The sequence below is a fragment of the uncultured Roseibium sp. genome (genome assembly GCF_963675095.2).
Taxonomy (GTDB): domain Bacteria; phylum Pseudomonadota; class Alphaproteobacteria; order Rhizobiales; family Stappiaceae; genus Roseibium.
In genome coordinates this window covers 91,902-115,572 of record NZ_CAXXSJ010000062.1, presented here as the reverse complement: position 1 = coordinate 115,572, position 23,671 = coordinate 91,902, and the positions used below count along the sequence as shown (strand labels likewise).

At 62.0% G+C, this 23,671-nt stretch carries 21 protein-coding genes and 1 pseudogene; 14 read left to right on the top strand and 8 right to left on the bottom strand.

The window, feature by feature from the left end; all coding sequences use genetic code 11:
• On the bottom strand, positions 1-226 hold a 226-nt coding region (locus tag ABIN98_RS25120), incomplete at its 3' end, for a cytochrome d ubiquinol oxidase subunit II (RefSeq protein ID WP_346914322.1).
• A gap of 5 nt (positions 227-231) precedes the next feature.
• Positions 232-1,837: pseudogene (locus ABIN98_RS25115) on the bottom strand (cytochrome ubiquinol oxidase subunit I).
• Between the two features lie 308 nt (positions 1,838-2,145).
• Here ABIN98_RS25115 and ABIN98_RS25110 point away from each other — a divergent pair.
• A complete protein-coding gene (locus ABIN98_RS25110) occupies positions 2,146-2,601 on the top strand; it encodes an Rrf2 family transcriptional regulator (protein WP_346914320.1) in 456 nt (151 codons plus the stop codon).
• A 30-nt stretch (positions 2,602-2,631) separates the two neighbouring features.
• On the opposite strand, the gene ABIN98_RS25105 is transcribed toward ABIN98_RS25110, so the two are convergent.
• Positions 2,632-3,321 carry a hypothetical protein gene (locus ABIN98_RS25105; protein WP_346914318.1) on the bottom strand — a complete coding sequence of 230 codons (690 nt, stop codon included), beginning with the start codon at positions 3,319-3,321 and terminating at the stop codon, positions 2,632-2,634.
• Positions 3,318-4,559, bottom strand: coding sequence for an MFS transporter (locus ABIN98_RS25100; RefSeq protein ID WP_346914316.1), 1,242 nt, complete (start codon positions 4,557-4,559; stop codon positions 3,318-3,320). Before ABIN98_RS25100 ends, ABIN98_RS25105 begins: the two co-directional genes overlap by 4 nt.
• 162 nt (positions 4,560-4,721) lie before the next feature.
• Between ABIN98_RS25100 and ABIN98_RS25095 the strand changes: the two genes are divergently transcribed.
• The 3 genes from ABIN98_RS25095 (at position 4,722) to ABIN98_RS25085 (ending at position 8,416) form a co-directional block, all read left to right on the top strand.
• The gene (locus ABIN98_RS25095) at positions 4,722-5,327 is read left to right on the top strand and encodes a hypothetical protein (protein WP_346914314.1); all 606 of its coding nucleotides are present in this window, start codon (positions 4,722-4,724) and stop codon (positions 5,325-5,327) included.
• Between the two features lie 703 nt (positions 5,328-6,030).
• Positions 6,031-7,251 carry a hypothetical protein gene (locus ABIN98_RS25090; protein ID WP_346914312.1) on the top strand — a complete coding sequence of 407 codons (1,221 nt, stop codon included), beginning with the start codon at positions 6,031-6,033 and terminating at the stop codon, positions 7,249-7,251.
• Complete coding sequence (locus tag ABIN98_RS25085; protein ID WP_346914310.1) at positions 7,244-8,416, top strand: hypothetical protein; 1,173 nt, start codon at positions 7,244-7,246, stop codon at positions 8,414-8,416. The genes ABIN98_RS25090 and ABIN98_RS25085 overlap by 8 nt, the downstream gene beginning before the upstream one ends.
• Here ABIN98_RS25085 and ABIN98_RS25080 read toward each other — a convergent pair.
• From ABIN98_RS25080 to ABIN98_RS25070, 3 genes are all read right to left on the bottom strand, one after another.
• Entirely contained in the window at positions 8,413-8,973 is a 561-nt protein-coding gene (locus ABIN98_RS25080) for a nucleotidyltransferase domain-containing protein (RefSeq protein WP_346914308.1), read from the bottom strand. The two genes, ABIN98_RS25085 and ABIN98_RS25080, sit on opposite strands and share 4 nt — an antisense overlap.
• 51 nt (positions 8,974-9,024) lie before the next feature.
• Positions 9,025-9,534 (bottom strand): GNAT family protein, encoded by a 510-nt coding sequence (locus tag ABIN98_RS25075; protein WP_346914306.1) that lies wholly within the window; start codon positions 9,532-9,534, stop codon positions 9,025-9,027.
• A gap of 117 nt (positions 9,535-9,651) precedes the next feature.
• Complete coding sequence (locus ABIN98_RS25070) at positions 9,652-10,044, bottom strand: GFA family protein (RefSeq protein ID WP_346914304.1); 393 nt, start codon at positions 10,042-10,044, stop codon at positions 9,652-9,654.
• Between the two features lie 273 nt (positions 10,045-10,317).
• Here ABIN98_RS25070 and ABIN98_RS25065 point away from each other — a divergent pair, with 273 nt between their 5' ends.
• The 6 genes from ABIN98_RS25065 to ABIN98_RS25040 all read left to right on the top strand — a co-directional run bounded on the left by ABIN98_RS25065 (position 10,318) and on the right by ABIN98_RS25040 (position 17,336).
• Positions 10,318-12,768 (top strand): DUF3772 domain-containing protein, encoded by a 2,451-nt coding sequence (locus ABIN98_RS25065; protein ID WP_346914302.1) that lies wholly within the window; start codon positions 10,318-10,320, stop codon positions 12,766-12,768.
• Positions 12,769-12,948: 180 nt separating this feature from the next.
• Complete coding sequence (locus tag ABIN98_RS25060) at positions 12,949-13,353, top strand: hypothetical protein (RefSeq protein ID WP_346914300.1); 405 nt, start codon at positions 12,949-12,951, stop codon at positions 13,351-13,353.
• Between the two features lie 155 nt (positions 13,354-13,508).
• The gene (locus ABIN98_RS25055) at positions 13,509-13,754 is read left to right on the top strand and encodes a hypothetical protein (protein WP_346914298.1); all 246 of its coding nucleotides are present in this window, start codon (positions 13,509-13,511) and stop codon (positions 13,752-13,754) included.
• Between the two features lie 101 nt (positions 13,755-13,855).
• Positions 13,856-15,028, top strand: a complete 1,173-nt coding sequence (locus ABIN98_RS25050; RefSeq protein ID WP_346914296.1) for an OmpA family protein — start codon at positions 13,856-13,858, stop codon at positions 15,026-15,028.
• The gene (locus tag ABIN98_RS25045; protein WP_346914294.1) at positions 15,018-16,571 is read left to right on the top strand and encodes a caspase family protein; all 1,554 of its coding nucleotides are present in this window, start codon (positions 15,018-15,020) and stop codon (positions 16,569-16,571) included. Before ABIN98_RS25050 ends, ABIN98_RS25045 begins: the two co-directional genes overlap by 11 nt.
• A gap of 201 nt (positions 16,572-16,772) precedes the next feature.
• Positions 16,773-17,336 (top strand): hypothetical protein, encoded by a 564-nt coding sequence (locus tag ABIN98_RS25040; protein WP_346914292.1) that lies wholly within the window; start codon positions 16,773-16,775, stop codon positions 17,334-17,336.
• A 255-nt stretch (positions 17,337-17,591) separates the two neighbouring features.
• Here the strand turns inward: ABIN98_RS25040 and ABIN98_RS25035 are convergent, their stop codons facing one another.
• The gene (locus ABIN98_RS25035) at positions 17,592-18,503 is read right to left on the bottom strand and encodes a LysR family transcriptional regulator (protein WP_346914290.1); all 912 of its coding nucleotides are present in this window, start codon (positions 18,501-18,503) and stop codon (positions 17,592-17,594) included.
• Positions 18,504-18,662: 159 nt separating this feature from the next.
• Here ABIN98_RS25035 and ABIN98_RS25030 point away from each other — a divergent pair, with 159 nt between their 5' ends.
• The 4 genes from ABIN98_RS25030 (at position 18,663) to ABIN98_RS25015 (ending at position 23,515) form a co-directional block, all read left to right on the top strand.
• Entirely contained in the window at positions 18,663-19,676 is a 1,014-nt protein-coding gene (locus ABIN98_RS25030; protein WP_346914288.1) for a TAXI family TRAP transporter solute-binding subunit, read from the top strand.
• Positions 19,677-19,698: 22 nt separating this feature from the next.
• Positions 19,699-21,618: a TRAP transporter fused permease subunit gene (locus ABIN98_RS25025; RefSeq protein ID WP_346914286.1), complete on the top strand. Its 1,920-nt coding sequence runs from the start codon at positions 19,699-19,701 to the stop codon at positions 21,616-21,618.
• A gap of 46 nt (positions 21,619-21,664) precedes the next feature.
• On the top strand, positions 21,665-22,714 hold the full coding sequence (locus ABIN98_RS25020; protein ID WP_346914284.1) for an amidohydrolase family protein: 1,050 nt from the start codon (positions 21,665-21,667) through the stop codon (positions 22,712-22,714).
• 363 nt (positions 22,715-23,077) lie between these two features.
• Positions 23,078-23,515 carry a BA14K family protein gene (locus ABIN98_RS25015; protein ID WP_346914282.1) on the top strand — a complete coding sequence of 146 codons (438 nt, stop codon included), beginning with the start codon at positions 23,078-23,080 and terminating at the stop codon, positions 23,513-23,515.
• Positions 23,516-23,671: the final 156 nt, after the last annotated feature.

Sequence of the window (23,671 nt, the reverse complement as noted above, 5' to 3'; positions counted from 1 at the left end):
TGGCACCACCGCCGAGGATGAACCAGACCTGGTTGCCTTCCCAGACCGGGCCGACCGTGTTGATGGCGACCCGCCGTTCCAGGTCGGTCCTGGCGACGAAGGGCAAGAGCGCGCCGACCCCCATGTCGAAGCCGTCGGTCAGGGCGAAGCCGATCAGCAGGACGCCGAGCAGCAGCCACCAGATGACGCGCAGGACGTCGAAGTCGATGAGTTGATGCAGGATCATGGGACTTACTCCGCAGGCGTGAGGCCGGAGACCGGCGCGTTCGGGGAGCGCGGCGTCGAAACGCCGGACCAGTCATCGGTACCGGAAACGTCCATGTAAGGGCCCTTCCGGATGTATTTGATCATCAGGCCCATCTCGATCAGGAACAGGACGCTGTAGAGGGCGACGAAGCCGGCCAGCGTCAGCGCGACCTGGGTGATGCTGAGATGGGAGACCGACAGGACCGTCGGCAGAACGCCGTCCACGGTCCACGGCTGCCGGCCGAATTCGGCGACGAACCAGCCGAGCTCTGCGGCAATCCACGGTGCCGGCGTCAGGATGACCGCTAGCATCAGTGCCGGTTTCGGGAAGGTCATCGCCTTGAAGCTGGCGACATAGAAGAAATAGACCATCACCCCGATGAAGCCGAAGCCTAGCGCCACCATGATCCGGAACGCCCAGAAAAGGGGCCAGACGGTGGGGATAGTGTCTTCCGCCGCCATGGTGATCTGGGCATCAGTTGCCTGGCGCGGATCGTCGATATAACGCTTCAACAGCAGGGCGAAGCCGAGATCGGCGCTGTGCTCTTCGAACCGGGCCTTGGCCTCTTCCGAGGCCGCCGCCGGATCCTTGCGGATTTCCGTCAGGGCGTCATAGGCGATCATGCCGGACCGGATCCGACGTTCCGCGTCCTTTTCCAGCTCGTTGATGCCGGGGATCTCCTTGGTCAGAGACCGGGTACCGATCAGGCCCATGGCATAAGGCATATGCAGGGCGAAATGGGTCTCCCGCGTTTCCTGGTTCGGGAAGCCGATCAGGGTGAAGGAGGCAGGCGCCGGCTCCGTGTCCCACATGGCCTCGATGGCCGCCAGTTTCATCTTCTGGGAGTGGGTGACCGAATAGCCGCTTTCATCGCCGAGAACGACGACGGAAAGCGCCGAGGCCAGGCCGAAGCTGGCGGCAACCGTCATCGAACGCCGGGCCAGTTCCGTGTGACGGCCTTTCAGCATGTACCAGGCCGAAACACCGAGCACGAACATGGCCGCCGTGACATAGCCGGCAGACACCGTGTGGACGAACTTGGCCTGCGCCACCTCGTTGAAGACGACGTCGAAGAAACTGGTCATCTCCATGCGCATGCTGAACGGGTTCAGTTCGGCCCCGATCGGGTTTTGCATCCAGCCGTTGGCGATCAGGATCCACAATGCGGAGAAATTGGAGCCGATAGCGACCAGCCAGGTGACCATCAGGTGCTTGACCTTCGACAAGCCGTTCCCAGCCAAAGAAGAACAGCCCGACGAACGTGGCCTCCATGAAGAACGCCATCAGGCCTTCGATAGCCAGCGGCGCGCCGAAAATGTCGCCGACATAGTGGCTGTAATAGCTCCAGTTCATCCCGAACTGGAATTCCATGGTGATCCCTGTCGCGACCCCCAGGACGAAATTGATCCCGAACAGGGTGCCCCAGAATTTGGTCATCTGCCGCCAGATCAGGCGATCGGTCATGACATAGACCGTCTCCATGATGGCAACGAGAATGGAAAGCCCCAGCGTGAGGGGCACAAACAGGAAGTGATACATGGCTGTCATCGCGAATTGCAGGCGCGACAGCTCGACGACATCGAGTTCCATGACGTGGCTCCGTTTAAATGTGTATCTTAAATACACCTTAAGTCAGAGCTAGCACCGGCACCGATCAAATGCCAGAGCAAAAACATTCACATCCTCGAAATTAGCTGCGCACAGTGTCGCACCCTCGGCTATATCGTTGTTTTTTATGATTATTATTGAGAGAGAGGAGGAAAGAGAGTGCTGTATATTGGCCACAGAAGGTGCGGTGACACCACGGCCAGGATCGAGCCAATCTCGCCAGAAGGCGTTGCAAAACAGCGCTTAAAGATGTATTCTGTATATGTATTCAATCATTCAAGGCTTCAGCCATGCGCCTGACCACCCGTACAAATCTCGCCATGCGGATCCTGATGTTTTGCGGCGTCAATCAGGACAAGGTGGCGACCAAGGGCGAAATCGCCCGCGTCTGCCATGCGCGCGAAACCCACATCGCCCAGGTGGTCAACGTATTGGCCCACAAGGGCTATCTCGCGACTGCGCGCGGGCGCGGCGGCGGCATCAAGCTGGCCCAACAGCCCGCCGACATTAATGTCGGCGAGGTGATCCGGACCTTTGAGCCGTCCGCCGAATTCGCCGAGTGCTTCAAGAAGGAGGGCAACACCTGCCCGCTGACCCCGGCCTGCCGGTTGAAATCCGCCCTTGTTGTCGCCCTCGGAGCCTTCTACGGCGCCCTCGACGGCCTGACCCTTGAAGACTTCATCGTCGGCAACGACACCCTGGCGACCCTTCTGGAAGGCACCGCGCCACAAAAGGCAGTGGCCTGAGCCAGACTGCCCCTGGTTTCTCTGCCCACCTCAGGTCGGCTCCGGGAAGAACGCCCGGGCCGCGTGTTCGCGGCTCTGCTTCTCGATGGCGTCGAAATGATCCAGCAGGCTGGTGAAGAACGCCGCTTCTTCCTGGGCAAGGTCGATAATGATCTCGAATTCCCCGGGCAGAATATCCAGCTTCGCGGCGATCTTCTTTAAAAACCGCAGCTCGTTTTCGTGGAAAAACCGGTCGACCACCGCCATGTGATAGGAGGCCTCCAGCAGGATCGCGCGCGCCTTGCGGTCCAGATAGGGCAGATAGCGATCGAGGTTTGCAAGGATCCCGTCCTCTTCAGGAGGTGTCTCCTGCCAGTCTTCCATGCGCTTCAGCAAGGGCCCATGGGGGATATGCAGGGCGTCGAGGATGCGAAAGATCAGATCGCGTTCCTCGTCCAGAACCTCCCCGTCGCTGATCACCATCCCGGCCAGAAGGTCGGTCACCGAATGCCTAAGCGCCGCCGCGGCGATCGGAGTGCCGTTGCTTAAAGCCGCTGTCACCGGCGTCACCTCCTGGCAACCGTCGCATTCGAATGCCGGCTCGCCCTTGCCGCCGAAAAACCGGCGCACGAATATGGTCCGCTGGCTACCGCCGTGGGAAATCAGCTGAAAACCCTGCGCCTCACCGCAGTTCGGGCAGTCGAACAGGCCGTCTTCGAAATGAGCGTCCAGATCCATCATCGTTTGTCCAGGGCACCCCGCATATAGGGGCGCAGTGTAGCGCCGCCTTTGCTCAGGCTGGCGATGATCACCACCACCAGCAGGGACACCACGCCCGCGGCGGCGAAGGTGCCGGCGTTGCCGAGCAGGTCGACGGAGAGACCATAGACCCAGTAGCCGGCGGCGATCATCAGCGTCAGCACCAGCGACCCGGCCGACAGGGCCGAGGCCCGGATCGACGATGGCAGCTTGCGGTGCAGATAATGCAGCGCGACGATATCGAACACCGGCGAGGTCAACACCACCAGAAAGAAGCCGACCAGCAGCCACGGCAGCGTGCCGAAAGACGCCGCAAAGAAAGCGACGGCAATCAACGCACAGAAGACCGCGCCGATGGTGGGAAAGGTGTAGCGCCGCTCGATTGGCGCGGAGGCCAGAACCGCGAGGCTGGCGATGAACTCGATCCCGCCGTAAAGCACGCCGATGATCTTGAAGTCGAGGCCATAGTCAGCCATCGCCGCCTGGGCGAAGAAATAGAACGGCGCCACGATCGCGCCCATCAGGGCCATGCCGAATACGGCCAGGGAGAACGCGCGCCCCTTGCGCGTGCCAAGCGCGAAATCGAGGAGCTGCTTCGTCGGTTTGGGCGCGTCCTTCTTGTCGTCGCGGACGAGTTCTTCCCCCGCCTTGCCCGCGGCCGACAGGGACACCGCCGCCCAGATCGCCATGCTGACGAAGGTTGTCGCAAGATAGACCAGGAACAGCATGTTCCAGCTGAGATCCGCCAGAATGCCGCCTCCGGCCATGGCAAGGCTCAGCGAAATGCCGCCGACGGAGCGCGCGCGCGCCTCCACCTTCAGGAAGTCGGCATTTTCCTTGCCTGCCTTCAGCGCATCATAAAGCAGCGCGTGGTCGGAACCGGACACGAAACTGCGGCCGATGCCCACCACCACGAACAAGGCGACGAAATGGCCGAAGGAGGTCGCGACCATCATGCCGGCGCAGTAGATCACCCGGCAGACCAGCCCGAGGGCGACGGAAACCCGCCGGCCGAAATGATCGCCCACCAGCCCGGTCGGGAATTCCGTCGCCATGGCGGTCAGGAACATGATCGTCTGCAACATGCCCACCTGGCCGCTGGTCAGCCCCTGCGCCACCAGGAAGATCGCCAGCACCCCCCTGTCGAAGGCCGCGCGGTGGGCGGCCACATAGCCGATATAGGAGACTTTCAGGAAACGGGTCTGGACTTCGGTCAGCATCTGCAAATTTCGAATCGATATCGCTGCGGTCGCAGCTGATTGGTGCCGGATTGCCGCACAATCTCAGTCAGCCGTCAATCTTTGCCGAACGGCAGTTGCCTCGGCAACGGCGTTGCGATCTATATGACGGCCGAACAATGATTTCTTGCCTGGGATGACCGGATGAGCTGGGAATTCGAATACCACCATGTGCATGATCTTCTCCATTCGATCCACCGCGACAACAAGCTGTTTCACCTGCTGAAGGGCACTGAGGACCAGGCCAAGTCGATAATGGCCGACATCCTCGTTTCGCATACCCTGCGCGGCGGCAACGGGTTCATCCGCGGCGGCTACACCTGCGTCTGTGCCGGCGAACTGCCGATGTCGCAGATCTCCCAGTACCTGGCCGACCCGAACGCATTGGATCAGGACTACCGGGCCATCGGCGTCATTTTCGACAAGCACTGGTTCTTCACGAAAGGCGGCCGCCCGGTCATCTATCAGCCGGAGAGCGAGTTCGATCTGCTTCACGACGACATGAAGCACCTGCACATGCTCTACGATCCGCACGCGGAATACGACTTCTCCTGGATCCGCGAATGGCGCGTGAAGGCCGATACCCTGAAACTCGACCTCTCCAACGCGCTCGCCGTCTTCCCCAACCGGAGCTGGAAGCGCGAGGTGCTGGCCATGGCCCGGGAGCGGTCGGAAGATCCGGAAGCGGTCAACGTCTGGGAAACCCTGGCCCTCACCGACATCGGCATTTCGGTGCTTGAAGGCGATTAAAGCGAGGGCCCGCTGGCAGGCCGGTTTGAGTGTATGGCAACACAGCGCCCTAGCTCTCCACCGTCATGCCCATATTTGCCCCTTGGGCTCTACCATGGCACCCATGCCGCTCCTTCACGGCACAGCACCGCTTCACCGAAGGGCTGGCTAACGGCATGGCCCCAAGGATCAAGCCCGAGGATGACGTCTGGAGGGCAAGAAACACTCCGCCACCCACCGGTTGTCATGCTGATCAACGCACCTCAGATCCGGACACCCGAAAAGCTCAGAAACAATCCATCACCCTGAAATAAATGTCTTTTTTGCACTTGAAATCCCTTTACCGCAGGATAATCTTTTCAAGTAGCCCACGCGGGCTGACGTGTCGTGGTTCATCGCAAACCGACAGCAATTTTTGAGGAATTGAAATGAGCAAGAAGATTGAACTGAAGTCCATCAAGACCACCGCAGCTTCTTCCAAGAAGGCGACCAAGGCCCTCAACCTGCTCGGCGGCGTTCGCGGCTGATTGAATGAGATGACCCGGTCCCGCTTCTCGCGGAGCGTCAACGGGTCCGGACCTATCATGGACCGACTTCGAGAATTTGCGTCCCGGCGGGTCCACCCGTTGGGACGTTTTCATTTTTCGTCTTTGCATTTTCGGGCACCGCGTTGATCGAAGTGCACATCCGTTGCACGCGGCTGCAATTCGGCTAGGTTATTTTCATGAATGAACATGTGGATCCGTTGGGATCGGCCATCCTGCAACTGCGCGAGGGTTCGGCGGGCTTGACCCGGCCGATCGTGATCGAAAACTTTCCCTTCGGCACAATGCTGGACGAAGGTGATATCTGCGAGATGCTGCGCGCCCTTCGCGACCATCCGCAGCGGGAACTTCTGCTGAGGGTCTTCATCGGCTCCCGTCAGTGCTTCCAGTCGGAACGACAGGTCTTCGACGCGCCCCCCGAAGGCGACAGCGGGCTTGAAGCCTGGGGCACGCAGATGTTCGGCCCGGAACGCTGGGGCTGCACCATTTACCGGGCGGAACAACTCAATCCGCAGCTTGCCGAACGGGTCGCCGGCCCCTGGAAGACGCTCAAGGCAGGCACGGCTGAAGAAAACTGCAGCCAGGAGATCTTCGTCTTCGCCGGCAATTACGGCAAGACCCCCTTCGGCGTCCACGAGGACAAGGAACAGGGCGCGGCGGTTCATTTCCACATCGGCCCGGGCCTGAAGCGCATGTACATGTGGACGCAGGAAGCTTTCGAGGCGGCCACCGGCGGCACATCGACTTTCTATGATCTGCCCGCCATCGCCCATACGGCCGAAGTCTACGAAATCCCGGCCGGTTCCGCCTTCCTCCTGCCGGCAGACTATTTCCATATCGGCGAAACGGAGGACTATTCCGCTGGGATCGTCGTTACCAACGTGCGCCTACCCGAGGCCCGCCTGCGCGACATGGCGGTTTCCAGATTTCTCGATTGCCTGGAACCGGATGGTCCCTCAGGCGAACTTGGAGAAGAAGATCTCTCCCGCACCCTGGGCGAGATGATCGGAACCGGCGGACGCATCCGCGAAGCCGAGCGTGTCAGCAATGCCGGCTTCACCCCCTGCCCGCTCGAGATCGGCCAAACGCCGGAGCCCTCGGCGAACACCCGTTTCCGGCGCCGGACAGCGTTTCCGCTCGTAACACAGGACGACGCGATCTCCGGCAACAGTGGCGAACTCTCTCTCTATGCGCGCGGCAATCGGTTGACCCTGCCGGAAAGCCTTTTGCTGCAGGAACTTGCCGACGACCTCAACACCCTTCAAACCATGACCTGGGGTGACATGCTCTCCCGGCTGGAAACCGAATTCGAGCCGGATGCCGCGGCCTTCATCTGCCGCTTCCTGCTCGACACCCGCGCGATCGAAGAAACCGCGCATGAGGAGCACGCCGATGATTAGCTCCGACAGCATTCGCGAACTGGCCGCCATAAGCGGCGGTTTCCGCACGGCTTGCGTGCTGAAGGGCGCCTTTTCAGACCAGTTCCTGAGTGCCTCGGACATTGCGAAGATCTTCCGGACCGTCTCGGCGGACGAGAGCCGGCTGAGCTGCCTGCGCGCCTATACCGAGACCGCCCAGCGCCCGGACCTGCAGCAGAAGCTTTTCCGCGAGCCGCCGGAGACGGAGGATCTGGAAACCTGGGGCCGCAGCCGCTTCGGCGGCACCCGCTTCGGCATCGTCCTCGACCGCCCGCCCCTTGAAAACGACGCCTTCGAGGCGCGCCTGAGCGAGGTCCTGACCGGGATCTACGACACGGCGGGCACCGCCTTCGGTGCCGCCGAACCCCATATCTTCATCGGCGACTATGGCTACAGCCCCTTCGGCGCCCATCACGACCAGGAGGTCGGCCGCATCCTGCATTTCCATCTGGGTCCAGGCGTCAAGCAGATGTACATTTGGGACGAGGAGGCTTACGTGGCCGCCACCGGCGGCACCATGGCCTGTTTCGATCCGGGTGCGATCCTGGACAAGGCGACCCGATTCGACATCGGCCCCGGCGACATCATGGTGCTGCCGACGGAAGGATTTCATGTCGGCTACACGCCAGACTTTTCCATCGGCTTTGCCCTGTGCCTGATGGATGCCGACGAAGGTGAAACCCTGCGCCACGCCGCCGACCAGGCCCTCGCCCATGCCTTGGAAGACATGGAAACGGGCTCGGAGCTAAAAGCGTCCGCGCATGACGGCAACGGCCTTCAGGTGACGGTCGACATCTCCCGCGCCCTGTGGATCGAGGACGCCCGCGCGGCCTCCAACCTGTCGCTCGTACCGCCCCCGCCCCCGCGCGAGGCGCTGCCGCCTGAGGACGCGAAACTCGTGCGTCTCGGCCGTTTCCCCATCATCTACCGGGAACGCGACGACGAGGCGGTTCTGGCCGGACGCGGCCATTCCCTCGAACTGCCCCCCGCTCCGGCACTGGCCGACCTTGCCGCCAGGCTCAACGCGGACGAGGAAATGACCCTGGCCGAAATAGAGATGCTTCTGACTGCGGATTTCTCCGAAGACGCAGCGGAGTATTTGGCAACCCAGCTCTGGACCTGGCACGCGGTGGCACCCGTTGCCTAGTTGAATTCCGGCAGGGCTGAGAGGTCGCCCGTCAGGCTTTTCAGGATCTCGATATCGGTCTTGTCCTGCTCCCTCAGCGGATCCTTCGAGCCGTGCCGGGAAAAGCCCATCTTGATATGCCAGTGACCGTAGGCATCCCAGCCGGGCACTGTGATACCCCGGAAGCTGAGCGGCGGCCCTTCGAACGAGCGCGTCGGCCAGGGCCAGTCCAGATAGCGCCCCGGCGTGGCAATGCCGCCGTCCGCCTTCCGCACCAGACGCGCCAGTTCAACGTAATAGCCGTCCTTGCGGACGAAGCCGGACTCGTTGACGAAGTCCCCGGAGGCTTCCGGGCGGAATTCATAACCCAGCGGCGCCAGCACCTTCAGCGCCTTGTCGAAGTCTCCATCCCAGATGAAGAAATCGATGTCGTCGTGAGGCCGTGTGATCTTGCCGGCCAGGAAATCCAGACCCCAACCACCGAACAACCAGTGCTCGATTCCCGCTTCCGAGAAGGCGTTCGAGATTTCGCCGATCATGGCAAGCTGCGTCTCGGGATCGAACTCAGGCGTGGACATTATGGGCTTCCGGATCCAGGTGAGAGATAAGGTCGGGCAGGAAAGGCAACGCTACCAGATCCGTGCCAGCAGGTAGTTATCGATCTTTTCCCCGCCCACTTCGATCGCCCGGCGCATAGTGCCCTCCCGCTCGAAGCCGGACTTTTCAAGCAGCGACAACGCAGCCTTGTTGGTGGCGAAGACATCGCATTCGATACGCGACAGCAGCGGATCCGCCTCCGCCCAGACAATCAGACCGTTCAGGAGACGAAGCCCGACGCCCTGCCGGCGGTAAGGCTGCGCCACACCGAAACCGATGATGCCGGCATGGCGAAGCTGCGGCCGGCCGTGCCCCTTGAACCCGGCCATGCCGACGATCTCGTTTCCGCTAACCGCGACGATCAGGTGGGCGTTTTCCGCCTCGAACCCTTGGATGAAGCGGAGCTGATCCTCTTGCGTTGGAGGGCTGTCGTGCAGGAACATTGTTGTCAGCCGCTCCGCGAACAGCGCCCCGGCATAATCCGCCAGCGCCTTCGCATCGTCTGCCACCGCCTCGCGTATGCCTATGGACCTGTCGCTCACCCGTCCGTCCCATGTCTGATTGCCGCAGCGCTCACCCCGCGGCGATTCCCGTTTCTCCGGAGCAGGTTACCCGGGAGCGGTCACTGCGATCAACCGATGAAGAGCGGACAATACGGCTCAATCCTCGAACCGGGTCGTGTGGTCGCGATCCCGCTCGTAGAGCCTTGTAAGCGGAAAAGGCGGTAGCCAGGATTCACGGCGAATGATCCAGCTTTCGTAGGTCGGCTTCAACTGATCCGGCGCATCGAGGGAGCCGAGGTTCACCTCGATTTCGTCCTCCGATCGGCCGAAAACGGAGGAGCCGCAACGGTGGCAGAAACATCGCCCTTGATAGTCTCCCGTATCGCCTTCAATCGTGACCGCATCCGCAGGAAAAATCGCGGAAGCGTGAAAAAGCGCGCCATGATGTTTGCGGCAGTCGAGACAGTGGCACATGCCGACCCGGTACGGCCGACCCGTCGCCACAAACCGTACATCGCCGCACAGACACCCACCCGTGAACCGGTCCATTATGCATCTCCCTGAATAGTCAAACAGGCGGCATGTTAACAGCGAACGGCGCTCGAAGCGCGATCGACCATGATGCAGGCATATTGGATTGCCGCCGAAACATATCCAGGCGCTGACGAACTGGCGCCAGGCTTTGCCGCCTCCGGAAAACTGCGGATAAACGACGGTGTCATCACCTTTGCCCTCCCCACAATTTGCGTCTCGCCGCCTTGCCTGTCTCTGGCTCGGTCAGGCAAGATCGCCCCGGGGCGGAAAAGTCGAAGGACAAACAGCATGAGTCGGCAGTGGGCAGGTCTCCTCCTGGTCAGTCTTTTCATTGGCCTCACCATCGCGCCGGTCGGCCGGACCAGCGCGCAGGAGGCTGCGACTGGCACAACGGATGCGCTCCGAACATTAGCCACCGAAACTTTCCCAACGGGAACGGCCGCACCCAATACTCCGGCATCCGATGAGAGCCCTGTGGTCGCATGGAACCGGACAGCGGACCGGGCGGAGCAGATCCTCGCCAAGGCGGTCGCTTCGAACGGCATCCTGGAGCAGCTGCGCGCGGAGCTTGCCGACCAGCGAAACCAGGCCTTCGCCATCGCCGAAGCCGGCAGCATTGCCGCCCAGTCGCTCAAGGCCCAACTCGACGCGCTTGGGCCCGCTCCGAAGGAAGGCGAGACGGAGCCGGCCTTTATTGCCGAAAAACGCGCCGCTCTTGATCAGGCCCTCGCCGCGGCACGCGAGCCGGTGGTCGCCGCGCGTCAGGCCTATTCCCGCGCCGACGTGCTGATCGTCGCCATCGACCGGCTGATCCGGCAGCGCTTCGCCGAACGCCTGTTCCAGCGCGACCCCTCACCGCTCAACCCGGCCCACTGGCCCAAGGCGGCCTCGGAACTCGGCGCCTTTGTCCAAAAGGTCCGCGAAGAATTAAAGGCCGACACCTCTCCCTTCGCGCTGGGACTTGCGACGGTGCTGACCCTCGCCGGCTTTGTCATTCTTGTGTTTCAGCGGCGGATCTTCCGGCGCTTCGAGACCTTGTCCCGCGAGCACGGCCTGACGCTCCACGCCAGGGCCTATGGCGCACTGGCCCTCACCTTGCGCTTCTTCGTGCCGGCTGTGGCTGCGTTTCTCATCGTCTTTGCGTTCCGCACCCTTCAACCGACATCCTTTTCCGCCCGCTTCATCATCGCCATTACGGTCCTCTGGCCGATCCTGATCGTCACCTTCTACTGGCTGGGCCATGTGATCTTCGCGCCGACAGCGCCCGGACGCAGGGTGATCGACATCGACGACAGGAAGGCCGCCCGTGCCGTGCGCCTGTGCGTGGCCTTGGGGTTTGTTCTCGTGGCAGAAGGGGTTATCGAGGCAGCCGGGAAAGGCTATGTCTTCTCGCCGGAAACCCAGTCCGTCGCAACGGCGATCGTCGTGCTCGCCGGCAGCATCTGCCTGTGGCGTCTGGCGGCGATCCTGATCGGCTCCGGCCGCAGGTCCGGCGAAGAGGATGGCGCCGAAGAGCCCGAAGATACCGGCCTGAACTTTCCGCTCTATATCGGCCGCTTCATCGAGGTGGCAGCGGTGGCCGCCGTCCTGGCCGTTGCCGTCGGCTATGTGGAATTCGCCCGCCAGGCACTGGTCCCCTCCATCCTGACCCTGGGCGTGTTCGGTTTCGCGGTCACGGCTCACCGGCTGGTCCAGATCGTGCTTGCCCCCGTGCTCGGCCGCAGCCCCCAGCTTGGTCCGGTGCTGCAGTCCTTCCTGCCGCTCACCTCCGGCGTGGTGCTGGTGCTGGCCTTGGCGCCCTTGCTGGCACTCATCTGGGGTGCCCGGCCCTCCGACATTTCCGAAGTCTGGATGCTGCTCACGCAGGGAATCGAGATCGGCAACACGCGGATTTCCTTCGGCGTAGTCGTCGTCCTGCTCGTCATCTTCGGCCTCGGCCTGCTTGTCACCCAGTGGCTGCAGCGGGTTATCCGCAGTTCCGTCCTGCCGAAGACACGGATGGACACCGGCGGCAAGAACGCGATTGTCACCGGTACCGGTTATATCGGCGTCGTCCTGTCGGCGCTGATTGCCTTTTCCGCCGCCGGGCTCGACCTTTCCTCGCTCGCCTTCGTCGCCGGCGCGCTGTCGGTCGGCATTGGCTTCGGCCTGCAGGCGATCGTGTCCAACTTCGTCTCCGGCATCATCTTGCTGGTGGAAAGGCCGATCAAGGTGGGCGACTGGATCGAGGTCGGCGGCCATTCGGGCATCGTGCGCAAGATCGCCGTACGCGCCACACGGGTGGAAACCTTCGACCGGCACGAGGTGATCGTGCCCAACTCCGACATCGTCGCAGGCGCGGTCACCAACATGACGCTGAGTTCCAAGACCGGCCGGGTGATCGTGCCCGTCGGCGTCGCCTATGGCAGCGACCTGGAAAAGACCCGCCAGATCCTGTTGAAGGCGGCGGAGGACAACCCGATGATCATGGCCTACCCGGCCCCCTTCGTTCTGTTCATGGGGCTCGGCGACAGCTCGCTCGACTTCGAGCTGCGCGGCTATCTCTACGACGTCACCAACATCCTCACCGCCCGCTCCGACCTGCTGTTCACCATCTACGCCGCCCTCAACGAGGCCGGCATCGAAATCCCGTTCCCGCAACGCGACCTGCACCTGCGCGGCGCGGAAGACCTGGTGAAGGCGATCGCAGCGCTGGACAAGGAGGGCGGGAAGGAGAACAGCAGCAAGAGCGAAGGGTGACAGGCCGCAGCCGAAGACATCAGGTCCACGTCGGGTTAGGCCCAAACCTGTCTGCCCTCCTCATGGCACGACAATCCTGCTTCCAGCCACGAAGACAAGTCGTACGCATTTCACGTATTTTTCTTGACTGTACGCGTTTTGCGTATTATGGTCACGATCAACCTACGGAGGATCGTTCCCATGCCGCGCAACCTCAGCCCTTCTCTTCGAAGAACCGGACGAACCACAGGCGGGAGCGCTGGACGAAAGGCTTGCCCGCTCAATCCGGACCGGACCTTTTACAGCGTGATCTGCCACCTGGCGGGTGAGGCCTATGCCCGTGAAACAGACCTGACCGACATGGATTTTGATCGGATCGTCAAAGATATAACAGACGGACAGATCGAAGACATTCTTGCTGTTTTCGCGTTTAACCCGGCCGAGGGCTGGGCCAATGATGTGACCGAGGACGTGCTGGCCGCCGCCTTCCCGGAAAAGGATGACGACACGGGGCCCGACGGTTCCCAGGGCGGCGGAAATCCCTGCACCTATACGAGCGAACGCATTGGCGCCTTCGAGGCAGGCTGCGGCCGCTGGGCCGCATGATCGGCTACTTCATACGCATTCTGCATAAAACTCACTGAAATGGGTCGCCCAAGCGCTTGAGCCGTCTACCCCTGCCCCTTGGGTATTCGCCCCGGCTGCATGGGTAGCGCGGCACCTCCTCCTTGGCCGAAATCCAAAAATAAATGGAACAAATCATGAACAAAAGAATGGGAATCGAACCGCCCGCCAACAGTGACCTCTGCAGGGGTGAGATCGTCCTGTGCCCCGGAGGCCCGGATCTTAAACCGATCGTAATCCGGACAGAGGTCGTCGAGCAGACAAACCACCATTACCTGCGCCAGAAGGGCACTGTGCGCGGCCGCCCGACCGAGGAGCCCGAAACGGTCATGATCACCCTGCCCCGCGTCGACGCCTTGAAGAAGTCGCCGGAGGTAAACTGATCTCATGTCACCGGCGTCAGCAGTACCCTTCGAGTAATGTCGACACGCCCTTCCAACCTTATGCGGCCACCCAACCTTTTGCCCCCACGAGGAAAGTTGCAATGCGACCCCAACTTTGCGACATTCGGGGCAAGTGCCAGAACAAGTTCCAGAACTGGGGGAAATCGAGCATGTTCGAACGGCGGCGGAATGCCTGGAACCTTGCGCAAGCGCGCGTTGTTTTCGCTGCGCGGATGCTCGCTGTTCTGATGCTGCTGCCGGCCGCGGCTCAAGCGCAGGACACGTCCTTGAAAGGCGGCTGGACGCTGCAGCCGGAGGGCTCCTCGCTTCGCTTCCAGTCGGTCAAGAACCTCACCAAGGTGGAGTCCAGCCGTTTCGCCGGGATCGAGGGCTCGATTAACGAGACCGGCGAAGCTTCCATCCATATCTTCCTCGACTCCGTCGACACCAATGTCGATCTGCGCAACGTCCGCATGCGCTTCCTGTTTTTCGAGACCTTCCAGTTTCCCGAAGCCGTCATCACGGCCAAAATCGATCCGGCAGCGCTGAGCGATCTGCCGACCCTAAAGCGCAAGATCCTTCCGCTCAGCTATGACCTTGAGCTCCACGGGGTAAAGAAGAGCTTCGACACCGAGGTTGCGATCACCTACCTGAGCGACGACCTCGTCGCCGTCTCCACGACCGCGCCGATCTCTGTGGCGGCCGCCGATTTCAGCCTTGAGGAAGGCATCAAGAAGCTGGAGGAAGCCGCCAATGTGGTGATCGTGCCGTCGGCGACCGTGACCTTCGACTTCGTCTTCGCCCGTAATACCGCTGCAGAGACGGCCGTAGCGGCTGCCCCCGCGGCGCAGCCGACTGCCGCAAAAGCCCCTGCGTCGAAGGCTCTGGAGCCGGAAGGCAATTTCGACCCCAAGGCCTGCAAGGGGCGGTTTGAAATCCTGTCACGGACAGGAAATATTTATTTCCCGAGCGGCAGCGCGAAACTTGATGCGCGCAGCAGCCCATTGCTCAACAGCCTGACCGATATCATCTCGCGCTGCCCGGGCCTCGTCATCGAGGTTGGTGGCCATACCGATAGCGATGGCAGTGCGGCAGCGAACAAGCGCCTGTCCGAACAGCGCGCCTCGGCCGTGACCCAGTACCTGATTTCCAATGGAATACCGGAAGACCGGATCGTCAGCGTCGGATACGGAGAAGCGCATCCCGTCGCTCCGAACGACACCGCTGACGGCAAACGCCGCAACCGTCGTATCGAGTTTGTCGTTGTCGAATAGAACCCGCCCTTGCCGCCATGCGCTGATCCTCGCCGCCGTCCTGGTGCTGCTGGCAGCACTTCTGCCGGTCAGGGCGACGGCCGAGGCACGTCTTGCCCTGGTTGTCGGCAACGGCGCCTATGTCAACGTCACCGCCCTGCGCAATCCGGTCAACGACGCCATTCTGATGGCAGACTCCCTGCGCAAGGTGGGCTTCGATGTCACGCTCATCACCGAAGCCAAGCAGGATGAGCTGATCCGGGCCATTTCCGAATTCGGCCGCAAGCTGCGCGGCGCCGGCGACGATGCCACCGGACTGTTCTACTACGCCGGCCACGGGGTCCAGTCCTTCGGGACCAACTTCCTGCTTCCGGTCGACATCGCGCTTCAGGACGCGGCCGACCTGAGCCTGGTCGGCGTTCCGGCCCAGGCGGTGCTGCGGCAGATGTTTTCAGCGCGCAACCGGACGAACATCGTTATCCTCGACGCCTGCCGGAACAACCCTTTCGTGACGATCCCGGACCTGAGCGACAACGGCCTAGCCGAAATCAAGGCGCCACGGGGCACGTTCCTGGCCTATTCGACCGCACCGGGCGATGTCGCCGTCGACGGCAGCGGCGCAAACAGCCCGTTCACCGAGGCGCTCGCGACCCATCTGTCTGCGCCCGGCGTGCCGATCGAGGCGCTGTTCAAGGATGTGCGCGTTGAGGTCGTCGAGACGACCGGCGGCAAACAGACCCCGTGGGACACCTCTTCGCTTACCGTCGATTTCCAGTTCGTTCCCGCCAAGGCACCGACGCCGGAAGAAATCCAGATGCGCCAGCTCTGGGAATCGGTCCAGATGAGCCATGATCCGGTCCAGGTGCTCCTGTTCCTGCGCGCCAATCCCGACAACATCTATGCCGACGACGCCCGCGCCCTGTTGCGCGACCTGATGGCCAAGACCCTGAAACCGGGTGAGAGCGACGCGGAAGCAGCAAAGCCGGCAGAAGCCCCTTCAGAAACTCCACGCGAGGCGACAGCGGAGAAGCCCGCACCCGTCAATCCGGTTCAGTCGGAACGCGACCTGATCGAACAGGCGCGCCAGACCGGCACGGCGGACGCCTATCAGGCCTATCTCGACGCCTATCCGGAGGGCGCCTTCGCCGAACTCGCGCGTCTTGAACTCAGAACGATCGAGAACAATGCGCCCCGGACCGATCCGATCTCCAAGCCACCGGAGCCGGTCGCACCGGAGAAGCAGGCCCCCGCCGTTGCCGCCACCGGCATGCCCGACACCGTGGCCTTTGACACGCCGCTCGGCATCGGCGATCCGGAGATTGCGACCCGCAGCATCGCCGAGATCATCGCCGGATCACCGCTGTTTCCGCCCATCGACGGCCTCCCCGACATCGCCTGGAAGGACAAGGCCTGCGCCAGCTGCCATCACTGGAACCAGGAAAACCTGTGCACCCAGGCCAAGACTTACCTCGCCGACGGCAAAGCCGCCCTGGCCAAAAACCACCCGCTCGGCGGCGCCTTCAAACAGGCCCTCGCCATCTGGGCAAGGGATGGGTGCAAGTAAGCGAAGGGAAGGCACCCTCGCCCCACCCACCTGCTGTCATCCCGGGCGAACACAGTAAGTCCTGGCCCCCAGTAACGCGTGAGGCCCATACCTACTGGATCTCGGCTTTCGAAGGGCACATATGAATGAGATGATGATCTCGCGTTCCTATTATGCCTTGTCTCTGCCCTACTCCTCCTGACATCAGCCGCCGCGAAAGATGTGAATGCGCTGGATGGTATGGAATTCTATAAGAAGTTCTCCGACAACAGACATCTCAGACCGGCCGACCTCGATATTTTCCCGACCGGTTTTCGAAGTTACCTTACCGGTGGATTGAATTGGAACAACGCCGGAATGTCAGGATTTTCGCGGAGAATTGCGCAACGCACCTATCTTGTTAGCGTCAGTAGCGAGTATTTAGGGTTCAATTCCAAAGCAGTGCTGATCTTCGCGGGAGGAAGAACCGAAATCTCTCCTGAGGCATCTGTGAAATGGGTACCGCTCTATCTGCCTTACTTCAAGAAAACGACGGAAGGCCGCGTTCCTTATGCGACCGATGAGCATGCCAATCTCCTTTGGAACGAAGACCTCAACGCCATTCAATCGACCATCTGTTCGGATGTCGGGACCGGTTCCTGTCTTCGCTACACCCACAAGATCGAGGGTTCCCAACGCCGGCTACTGAAAATGGAAACACTGGGGTCCTCATACCAACAGTGGAATATTCTTTGGAAAGACGGCAAGTGGTTCACTGGCGACGGCGCGACTTCAAACAGGCGCTAAGCATCTGGGTTCGCGACCGCCGTAAGTAAGACGAAGGGGTGGAGCCTGTCCGCGGCGCAAGGCGCAGCTTTTTCCACGGCTGTCATCCTGGGCGAACGAAGTGAGACCCGGGCCCCAGTAATCCGTGAGGCTGGTTGCTTGAGTCGTGAGGACACGGCATACTGCATACCGGATCTCCGCTCGCGCTCCGTCCGGGACGACAACCGAGGGAAACAGCAAGCACCATGTACGCAGGAGAGCCCCTACCGCTCTCCCTCACCAAACATTCCCGATATCCTCGACCACCATATCAACGAACAGTTTGCACGATGGCGACAGGGAGCGTCCCTTCTTGGTCACCAGAGCAATGCTGCGGCTGACTTCAGGATCCACAAGCGGACGGGTGGCAAGGCCCTGGTGGCGGTGCATGGCGGCAAGGGCGGCCGGCAGGATCGCGACGCCGAGGCCGCTGGCTGCCATCCAGGCGGCCGTTTCCAGGAAGCCGACCTCATGGGCGACCTCCGGCTTGGCGCCAACCTGCATCAGGGTGTGGTCGACAAGATCGCGCACACCATAGGGGCCGCCTCGGAAGGTGATGAGCTGCACATCCGCCAGATCCCGCCAGCGCACCTGATCGCATTCCGCAAATGGATGATCATCGGCGCAAACCACCTGTAGCGCATCCGACAGGATCAGGCGATTGTCGCAGCCCGCCCCTGCCGGGGCCGGCGTGCCGATGCCCATTTCCACCCGTTCGGAAATGATATGAGGCAGGAACTGGCTCGGGGCACAGTCGTCGAGCACCAGCTGGATATTGCCGTAACGCCGGGCAAAACGCCGGGCGGTTGCCGGCAGCAGGGTCGCCGCGGTCGCAGGCGTGGCGGCCAGATGCACCCGGCCCCGGCTGCCTTCCGACAGGTCACGAAAATTGCTGCCAAGCGTGACCACGTCCTGAAGGATCCGCTCCGCGAGACCGAAGGCCTCGTCGGCGGCCCGTGTCGGCGCCAGGGTCCGGGTGCTGCGGTCGAACAGGCGCGTGTTCAGCGTCTCCTCGATCTGGCGGATCAGGGCGCTGACGGCCGACAGCGACACCCCCAATTCGTCCGCCGCGTCGGCAAGCTTGCCGAGGCGATAGACCGCGACGAAGGCACGAAGCTGTTTAAGAGTGAGACGGGTCTCAATATTCATTGCAGATTTTCTTCATAATCATTCTGAATTTTTCGATTTTATTGAGAATAATTCTGGCGTTCAATCCTCCTTGTGACAGCGCCAACGAGGGTCGTTTCGCAGACGGTTTCTGGGAGGAAACCCGGCCCCGAACAGGCGCACGCATTGGGAGGAAGAACAATGAATTTGCGCCGCACCGCTGCGCTGGCTCTTGCCGGCGCGCTCAGTTTCTGCACGGCCTCGGCCATGACCACATCCGCCATGTCCGCCGGCCGGCTGACACTTGGGACCAACCCGCAGGGCTCAATCTATTACACCATCGGCGGCGGCATTGCCGCTGCCCTGCAGGACAAGCTCGCCAGGCAGGTCACCGTCCAGCCCTTCACCGGCTCATCCGTCTACCTGCCGCTGATCAGCGCGGGCGAAGTCAACATGGGTCTCAATTCCAGCCTCGACCTTGGCGGCGCACGCCGGGGCGAAAACGGCAAGCCGCTTGAGAACCTGCGCGTACTGGCCCGCATCTGGCCGCTGAAGGTGGCCTTCGTCACCCGTGCCAGCGAGGGGCTGACCAAGGTGTCTGACCTCAAGGGCAAACGCGTCGTCACCGACTTCAGCGCCATGGCCGCCATGAGCAAATTCAACAAGATGATGCTCGAACTTTCCGGCGTGAAGGCGGAAGACGTCACCCCTGTCACCACGGCCGGCCTCGGCCCGGGCATGGCCCAGCTGACCGAAGACAGCCTCGACGCAACTTCGGTCGCCGTCGGCATTCCGCTCACTCAGCAGGCACAGGCCTCCATCCCCGGCGGCATCCGCTACCTCTCCATCGAAGGCGCAGACGCGACCAGCGCAAAGGCGGACGAACTCTACCCGGGCATGTATCTGGTGGAAGTGAAGCCGTCCAAGCGCCTGCCGGAGGTTACCGAACCGGTCACCGTCGGCGGTTTCGACGTGTTCCTGACGGTCAGCGCCGACATGTCGGATGAGGATGCCTCGACTATTATCGCGGCCTTCTACGACGCCCTGCCCCAGCTCAAGAAGGACTATCCGCCGCTTGGCGCCGCGTCCCAGGAAAAGCTGTCAGCACCGTCCAACACCGTGCCTTATCACCCGGCCGCGGTCAGCTTCTACAAGTCGAAAGGCATGTGGAGCAACGAGAATGCCGCACGCGATGCGGCCCTGACAAAGAACTGATCCGACCAACCGGACCAAGACCATGACCGTGCGATTTCCGGCGGTAGCCACCCTTGTGGCTTCTCTGACCGCCATCGGTATCCTGTGGCTGCTCGATGTGCCCCGGCACTCAGGCTTTGTCGTCCTGACCGAGCAATATCTGGCGCTGATGATCGGCCTGGCGACACTCGCCGGACTGGTCACGGTCCCGCTCAAGGACAATGCCCTGCTGCGGTCTCTCGACTGGCTCCTCGGCCTCGCCTGCCTCGCCTCCTGGCTGTGGCTTGCGTGGAACTACGAGGCCTGGCTGCTCGACCCGGTCAACCGCGGTCCGGAAAAATGGATCCCCGCCGTTATTGCCCTCTTTGGCATTCTGGAGGCCACACGGCGGCACTGTGGAGCGGTGCTGGCGCTGCTTGGCGTTGCCTTCATCGCCTATGGCCTCATCGGCCATCTGGCGCCGGGCATCTTTGCAGCCGCCGAAATGGCGCCGGCCCGCTTCACCCTTTATCTCTATAACGACACCAACGGCGTCCTCGGCCTGGTGCTACGCGTCGGCGCCACCCAGATCCTCGGCTTCATCGTCTTCGGCGCGGTCCTGAACGCGGTCGGAGGCAGCCAGTTGCTCACCGACCTCGCCATGGCCTCCATGGGCCACCGGCGCGGCGGTCCGGCCAAGGTGGCGATCCTGGCTTCCAGCCTGTTCGGAACCCTGTCGGGCTCCACGGTCGCTAACGTGATGAGCACCGGCATCGTCACCATTCCCATGATGAAGCGCGCCGGATTTCCGGCCCGCTATGCGGCCGCCATCGAGGCGGTCGCCTCAAACGGCGGCCAGATCGCCCCGCCGGTCATGGGCGCCACCGCTTTTGTTATCGCCGAGTTCCTGCAGGTTTCCTATGCCGACGTGGTGCTCGCCGCTCTGCTGCCGGCCATCGCCTATTACGTCATGCTCTATCTCCAGGTGGACCGCTATGCCGCCGTCCACGGCCTGGAAGGCGCCCCGCGATCCGAACTGCCGCCGCTCGGCAAGAGCCTGCTCCGCTCCTGGCCGCTGCTCCTGCCCCTCGGCGTGCTGATGTATTTCCTGTTCGGCCTCGGCTACGCCCCTGGCAAGGCCGCCCTTTACGCCGCCTTCGTCGCCTACGGCTTTCATCTCCTCATGGCCCCACGCGGCGCCCCACGGTTCTCCCTGCTGTTCGAAATCGCCCGTACCGCCGGCAAGACCATGGTGCCTGTCCTGCTTGTCTGCGCGGTTGCCGGGATCATCATCGGCACCATTAATGTCACCGGCCTCGGCTTCACCCTGACCCTGGCACTGGGCAAGATCGCCCAGGTGGGCGGCGTCCTGCCGCTGCTCGCCGTCACGGCCCTGATCGCCATCATCCTCGGCGTCGGCATGCCGACCACAGGCGTCTATGTGGTGGTCTCCGTGCTGCTCGCCCCTGCACTGGTCAAGGCCGGCATCGGGCTCATGTCCGCACACCTTTTCATCTTCTACTTCGGCCTGCTTTCCATGCTGACCCCGCCGGTCGCCATTGCGTCTTACGCGGCGGCGTCCCTTGCCCAGAGCGACATGTGGCGTACGGGCGTGACCGGCGTGCAGCTTGCCGTCGTCGCCTATCTTATCCCCTTCGTCTTCGCCTTCAACCCGGCGCTTCTCTTCGACGGCACATGGGAGGAGATCATCGTCTCCTGCCTGAGTGTCGGCACCGGCGGCATCATTCTCGCCGAGGTCCTGGCGTGGAAGAGCGCTTATGGCGGCGGCTGGAAGCGGCTCGCAATGGCGATCGTGGCGCTCTTCATCGGCGGCAGCAGCGCGCTCTTTGGCGCCGCCGCGCCGGCGGCCCTCGTCGTCGCCCTGGCCGCCATGCCTCTGGTCTGGATCCTGCGTCGCTTTTCCGCCGGCCACGTAAAAACGGCACCGGCAACGACAAGCCCGCAACCTTCATCCCATCCCTGACCAAACCGGCCGAACCACCTGACCGGACTCATTAAACGGAGCGACCATGACCGAGAGAAATCCCAATCCGCCCTACAAGCGCATTGCCACCGAAGAGGCCTGGGCGCCCGCCGAGATGATCAAGCTCTATCGCAAGGAAATCGAGGAAAAGGCGATCAACGATCCCGGCTTCCAGTCGCTCTGGGGCTTCTTTTCCGGCGACAGTCCAAAGGCGAAGGCCCATCACGAACGCATCCAGGATCTCGGCGAGATCCGCCTGAAGGACATGGACGACAGCGGCATCGACATCCAGGTGCTGTCACTCACCTCGCCGGGCGTGCAGATCTTCGATCCGGCAACTGCCACGTCGCTGGCCACCCGCTTCAACGACGAACTCGCCGAAGGCATCGCCCGCCATCCGGACCGTTTCGTTGGCCTTGCCGCCTTCAGCCCGCTCGACCCGGCCAATGCGGCCAAGGAGCTGGAGCGCGGGGTAAAGAAACTCGACATGCGCGGCGGCATCCTCAACTCCCATACGCTCGGCACCTATCTGGATGACGAGAAATACTGGGAGATCTTCGAGGCGGCAGAAGCCCTGGACGTACCGATCTACCTGCACCCGAACACGCCGCCGGCCCAGATGATCGAACCGTTCCTCAAGCGCGGCCTTGACGCCGCCGTCTACGGCTTTGCCTGCGAGACGGGCCTGCACGCCCTGCGCCTGATGGTCGCCGGCCTGTTCGACCGCTTCCCGAAGCTTCAGATCATCCTCGGCCATTGCGGCGAGGCCCTGCCCTTCTGGCTCTACCGCATCAACTACATGCACAGCCACATCTCCGTCACCGGCCGTTATCCCAACGTCGGCCCGCTGAAGCGCAAGGCCGAAGAGTATCTGCGCGAGAACTTCATCTACACCAACAGCGGCGTCGGCTGGGCGCCGCCGGTCATGTTCGTCCGCGACGTCATCGGTCCGGACCGGTTGATGTACGCCATGGACTACCCCTGGCAGTTCGTGCCGGAAGAAGTCGCCTGGATGGATGAGTTGCCGTTGGACGATGCGGGGAAAAAGCAGTTCTACGAGGACAACGCCCGGCGCGTGTTCAAGATTACGGAGTAACCTCCACCGCGTTTCTCTCCCTCCTTTGCCCGGCCCGCGAGCGCGTCAGGGTAAAGGAGGGTTCCGCGCACCGCATGACCCACCCCGAAAACCTGATAAAAATCAGCGAGTTCCCCTGTCGGATTGAATCATTTTTTGAATGAGAGCCGTGAAGACAGAAATGCAAAGGCGAACGCCTTTGCGATACGCCTTCGCCACAAAGGAATCAGGAGAAATGTTTCCCACCCTCCGTATATTTCCCTAGCGACTATATATATTTTTTTGCATATTTGATCCGTATCAAGATCAAGCACTTCGGTATTTTTCAGAATATTTCTATTCACACCCGTTCGGACACATTCCGGGCGGCTTTTGGAGGTCTCGATGATTCATACGACCTGGAAGTCCAAGCTTCTCAAGTTCACAGGCTCCGCTCTGCTGGGAATATCCGTTATTGCCATGCCCATGCAGGCCGGCGCGGAAGTCTCCGGCACGTCCGGGCCCTCCGTCGCAACAACCGGCCCCCACGCAGCTGCCGGAACCAATATCCAGCTGGCTCAATGGGGCCCGCCGCCTCCGGGTCCGGGTTGGGGACGTCCGCCACCGCCTCCAGGCGGATGGTACAGGCCACCTCCCCCGCCGCCTCCGGGTGGATGGCGCCGTCCGCCTCCCCCGCGCTACGGCGCACCGCCGCCCCGCTATCACCGGTCTGACGCGCATGTGCGTTGGTGCCTGAACCGGTACCGGTCCTATAATCCCAGAACCGACCAGTATCTGGGTTATGACGGCTACTACCATTATTGCCGTAGCCCCTACCGGTAAGAGCTTTCCGGCACAGGAAAAACGGATGCAGGCCGCTCAAGAAATTGGGCGGCCGTTCTTATTCTGCGGGATCAGGCGCGATTACAGCCAAGCTAAGATTGCCAAAGCGGAACCGCAGCAATTTCAAAAAACAAACGTCAAAAACAAAAAAGGCGA

Excerpts from the sequence above, each read along its gene's own strand:
- ABIN98_RS25050 (WP_346914296.1), top strand. The coding sequence starts at position 13,856 with ATGCGACCCCAACTTTGCGACATTCGGGGCAAGTGCCAGAACAAGTTC.
- ABIN98_RS25015 (WP_346914282.1), top strand. The coding sequence starts at position 23,078 with ATGATTCATACGACCTGGAAGTCCAAGCTTCTCAAGTTCACAGGCTCC.
- ABIN98_RS25105 (WP_346914318.1), bottom strand. The coding sequence starts at position 3,321 with ATGATGGATCTGGACGCTCATTTCGAAGACGGCCTGTTCGACTGCCCG.
- ABIN98_RS25025 (WP_346914286.1), top strand. The coding sequence starts at position 19,699 with ATGACCGTGCGATTTCCGGCGGTAGCCACCCTTGTGGCTTCTCTGACC.
- ABIN98_RS25030 (WP_346914288.1), top strand. The coding sequence starts at position 18,663 with ATGAATTTGCGCCGCACCGCTGCGCTGGCTCTTGCCGGCGCGCTCAGT.
- ABIN98_RS25110 (WP_346914320.1), top strand. The coding sequence starts at position 2,146 with ATGCGCCTGACCACCCGTACAAATCTCGCCATGCGGATCCTGATGTTT.
- ABIN98_RS25070 (WP_346914304.1), bottom strand. The coding sequence starts at position 10,044 with ATGGACCGGTTCACGGGTGGGTGTCTGTGCGGCGATGTACGGTTTGTG.
- ABIN98_RS25065 (WP_346914302.1), top strand. The coding sequence starts at position 10,318 with ATGAGTCGGCAGTGGGCAGGTCTCCTCCTGGTCAGTCTTTTCATTGGC.
- ABIN98_RS25060 (WP_346914300.1), top strand. The coding sequence starts at position 12,949 with ATGCCGCGCAACCTCAGCCCTTCTCTTCGAAGAACCGGACGAACCACA.
- ABIN98_RS25085 (WP_346914310.1), top strand. The coding sequence starts at position 7,244 with ATGATTAGCTCCGACAGCATTCGCGAACTGGCCGCCATAAGCGGCGGT.
- ABIN98_RS25035 (WP_346914290.1), bottom strand. The coding sequence starts at position 18,503 with ATGAATATTGAGACCCGTCTCACTCTTAAACAGCTTCGTGCCTTCGTC.
- ABIN98_RS25095 (WP_346914314.1), top strand. The coding sequence starts at position 4,722 with ATGAGCTGGGAATTCGAATACCACCATGTGCATGATCTTCTCCATTCG.
- ABIN98_RS25090 (WP_346914312.1), top strand. The coding sequence starts at position 6,031 with ATGAATGAACATGTGGATCCGTTGGGATCGGCCATCCTGCAACTGCGC.
- ABIN98_RS25055 (WP_346914298.1), top strand. The coding sequence starts at position 13,509 with ATGAACAAAAGAATGGGAATCGAACCGCCCGCCAACAGTGACCTCTGC.
- ABIN98_RS25080 (WP_346914308.1), bottom strand. The coding sequence starts at position 8,973 with ATGTCCACGCCTGAGTTCGATCCCGAGACGCAGCTTGCCATGATCGGC.
- ABIN98_RS25020 (WP_346914284.1), top strand. The coding sequence starts at position 21,665 with ATGACCGAGAGAAATCCCAATCCGCCCTACAAGCGCATTGCCACCGAA.
- ABIN98_RS25100 (WP_346914316.1), bottom strand. The coding sequence starts at position 4,559 with ATGCTGACCGAAGTCCAGACCCGTTTCCTGAAAGTCTCCTATATCGGC.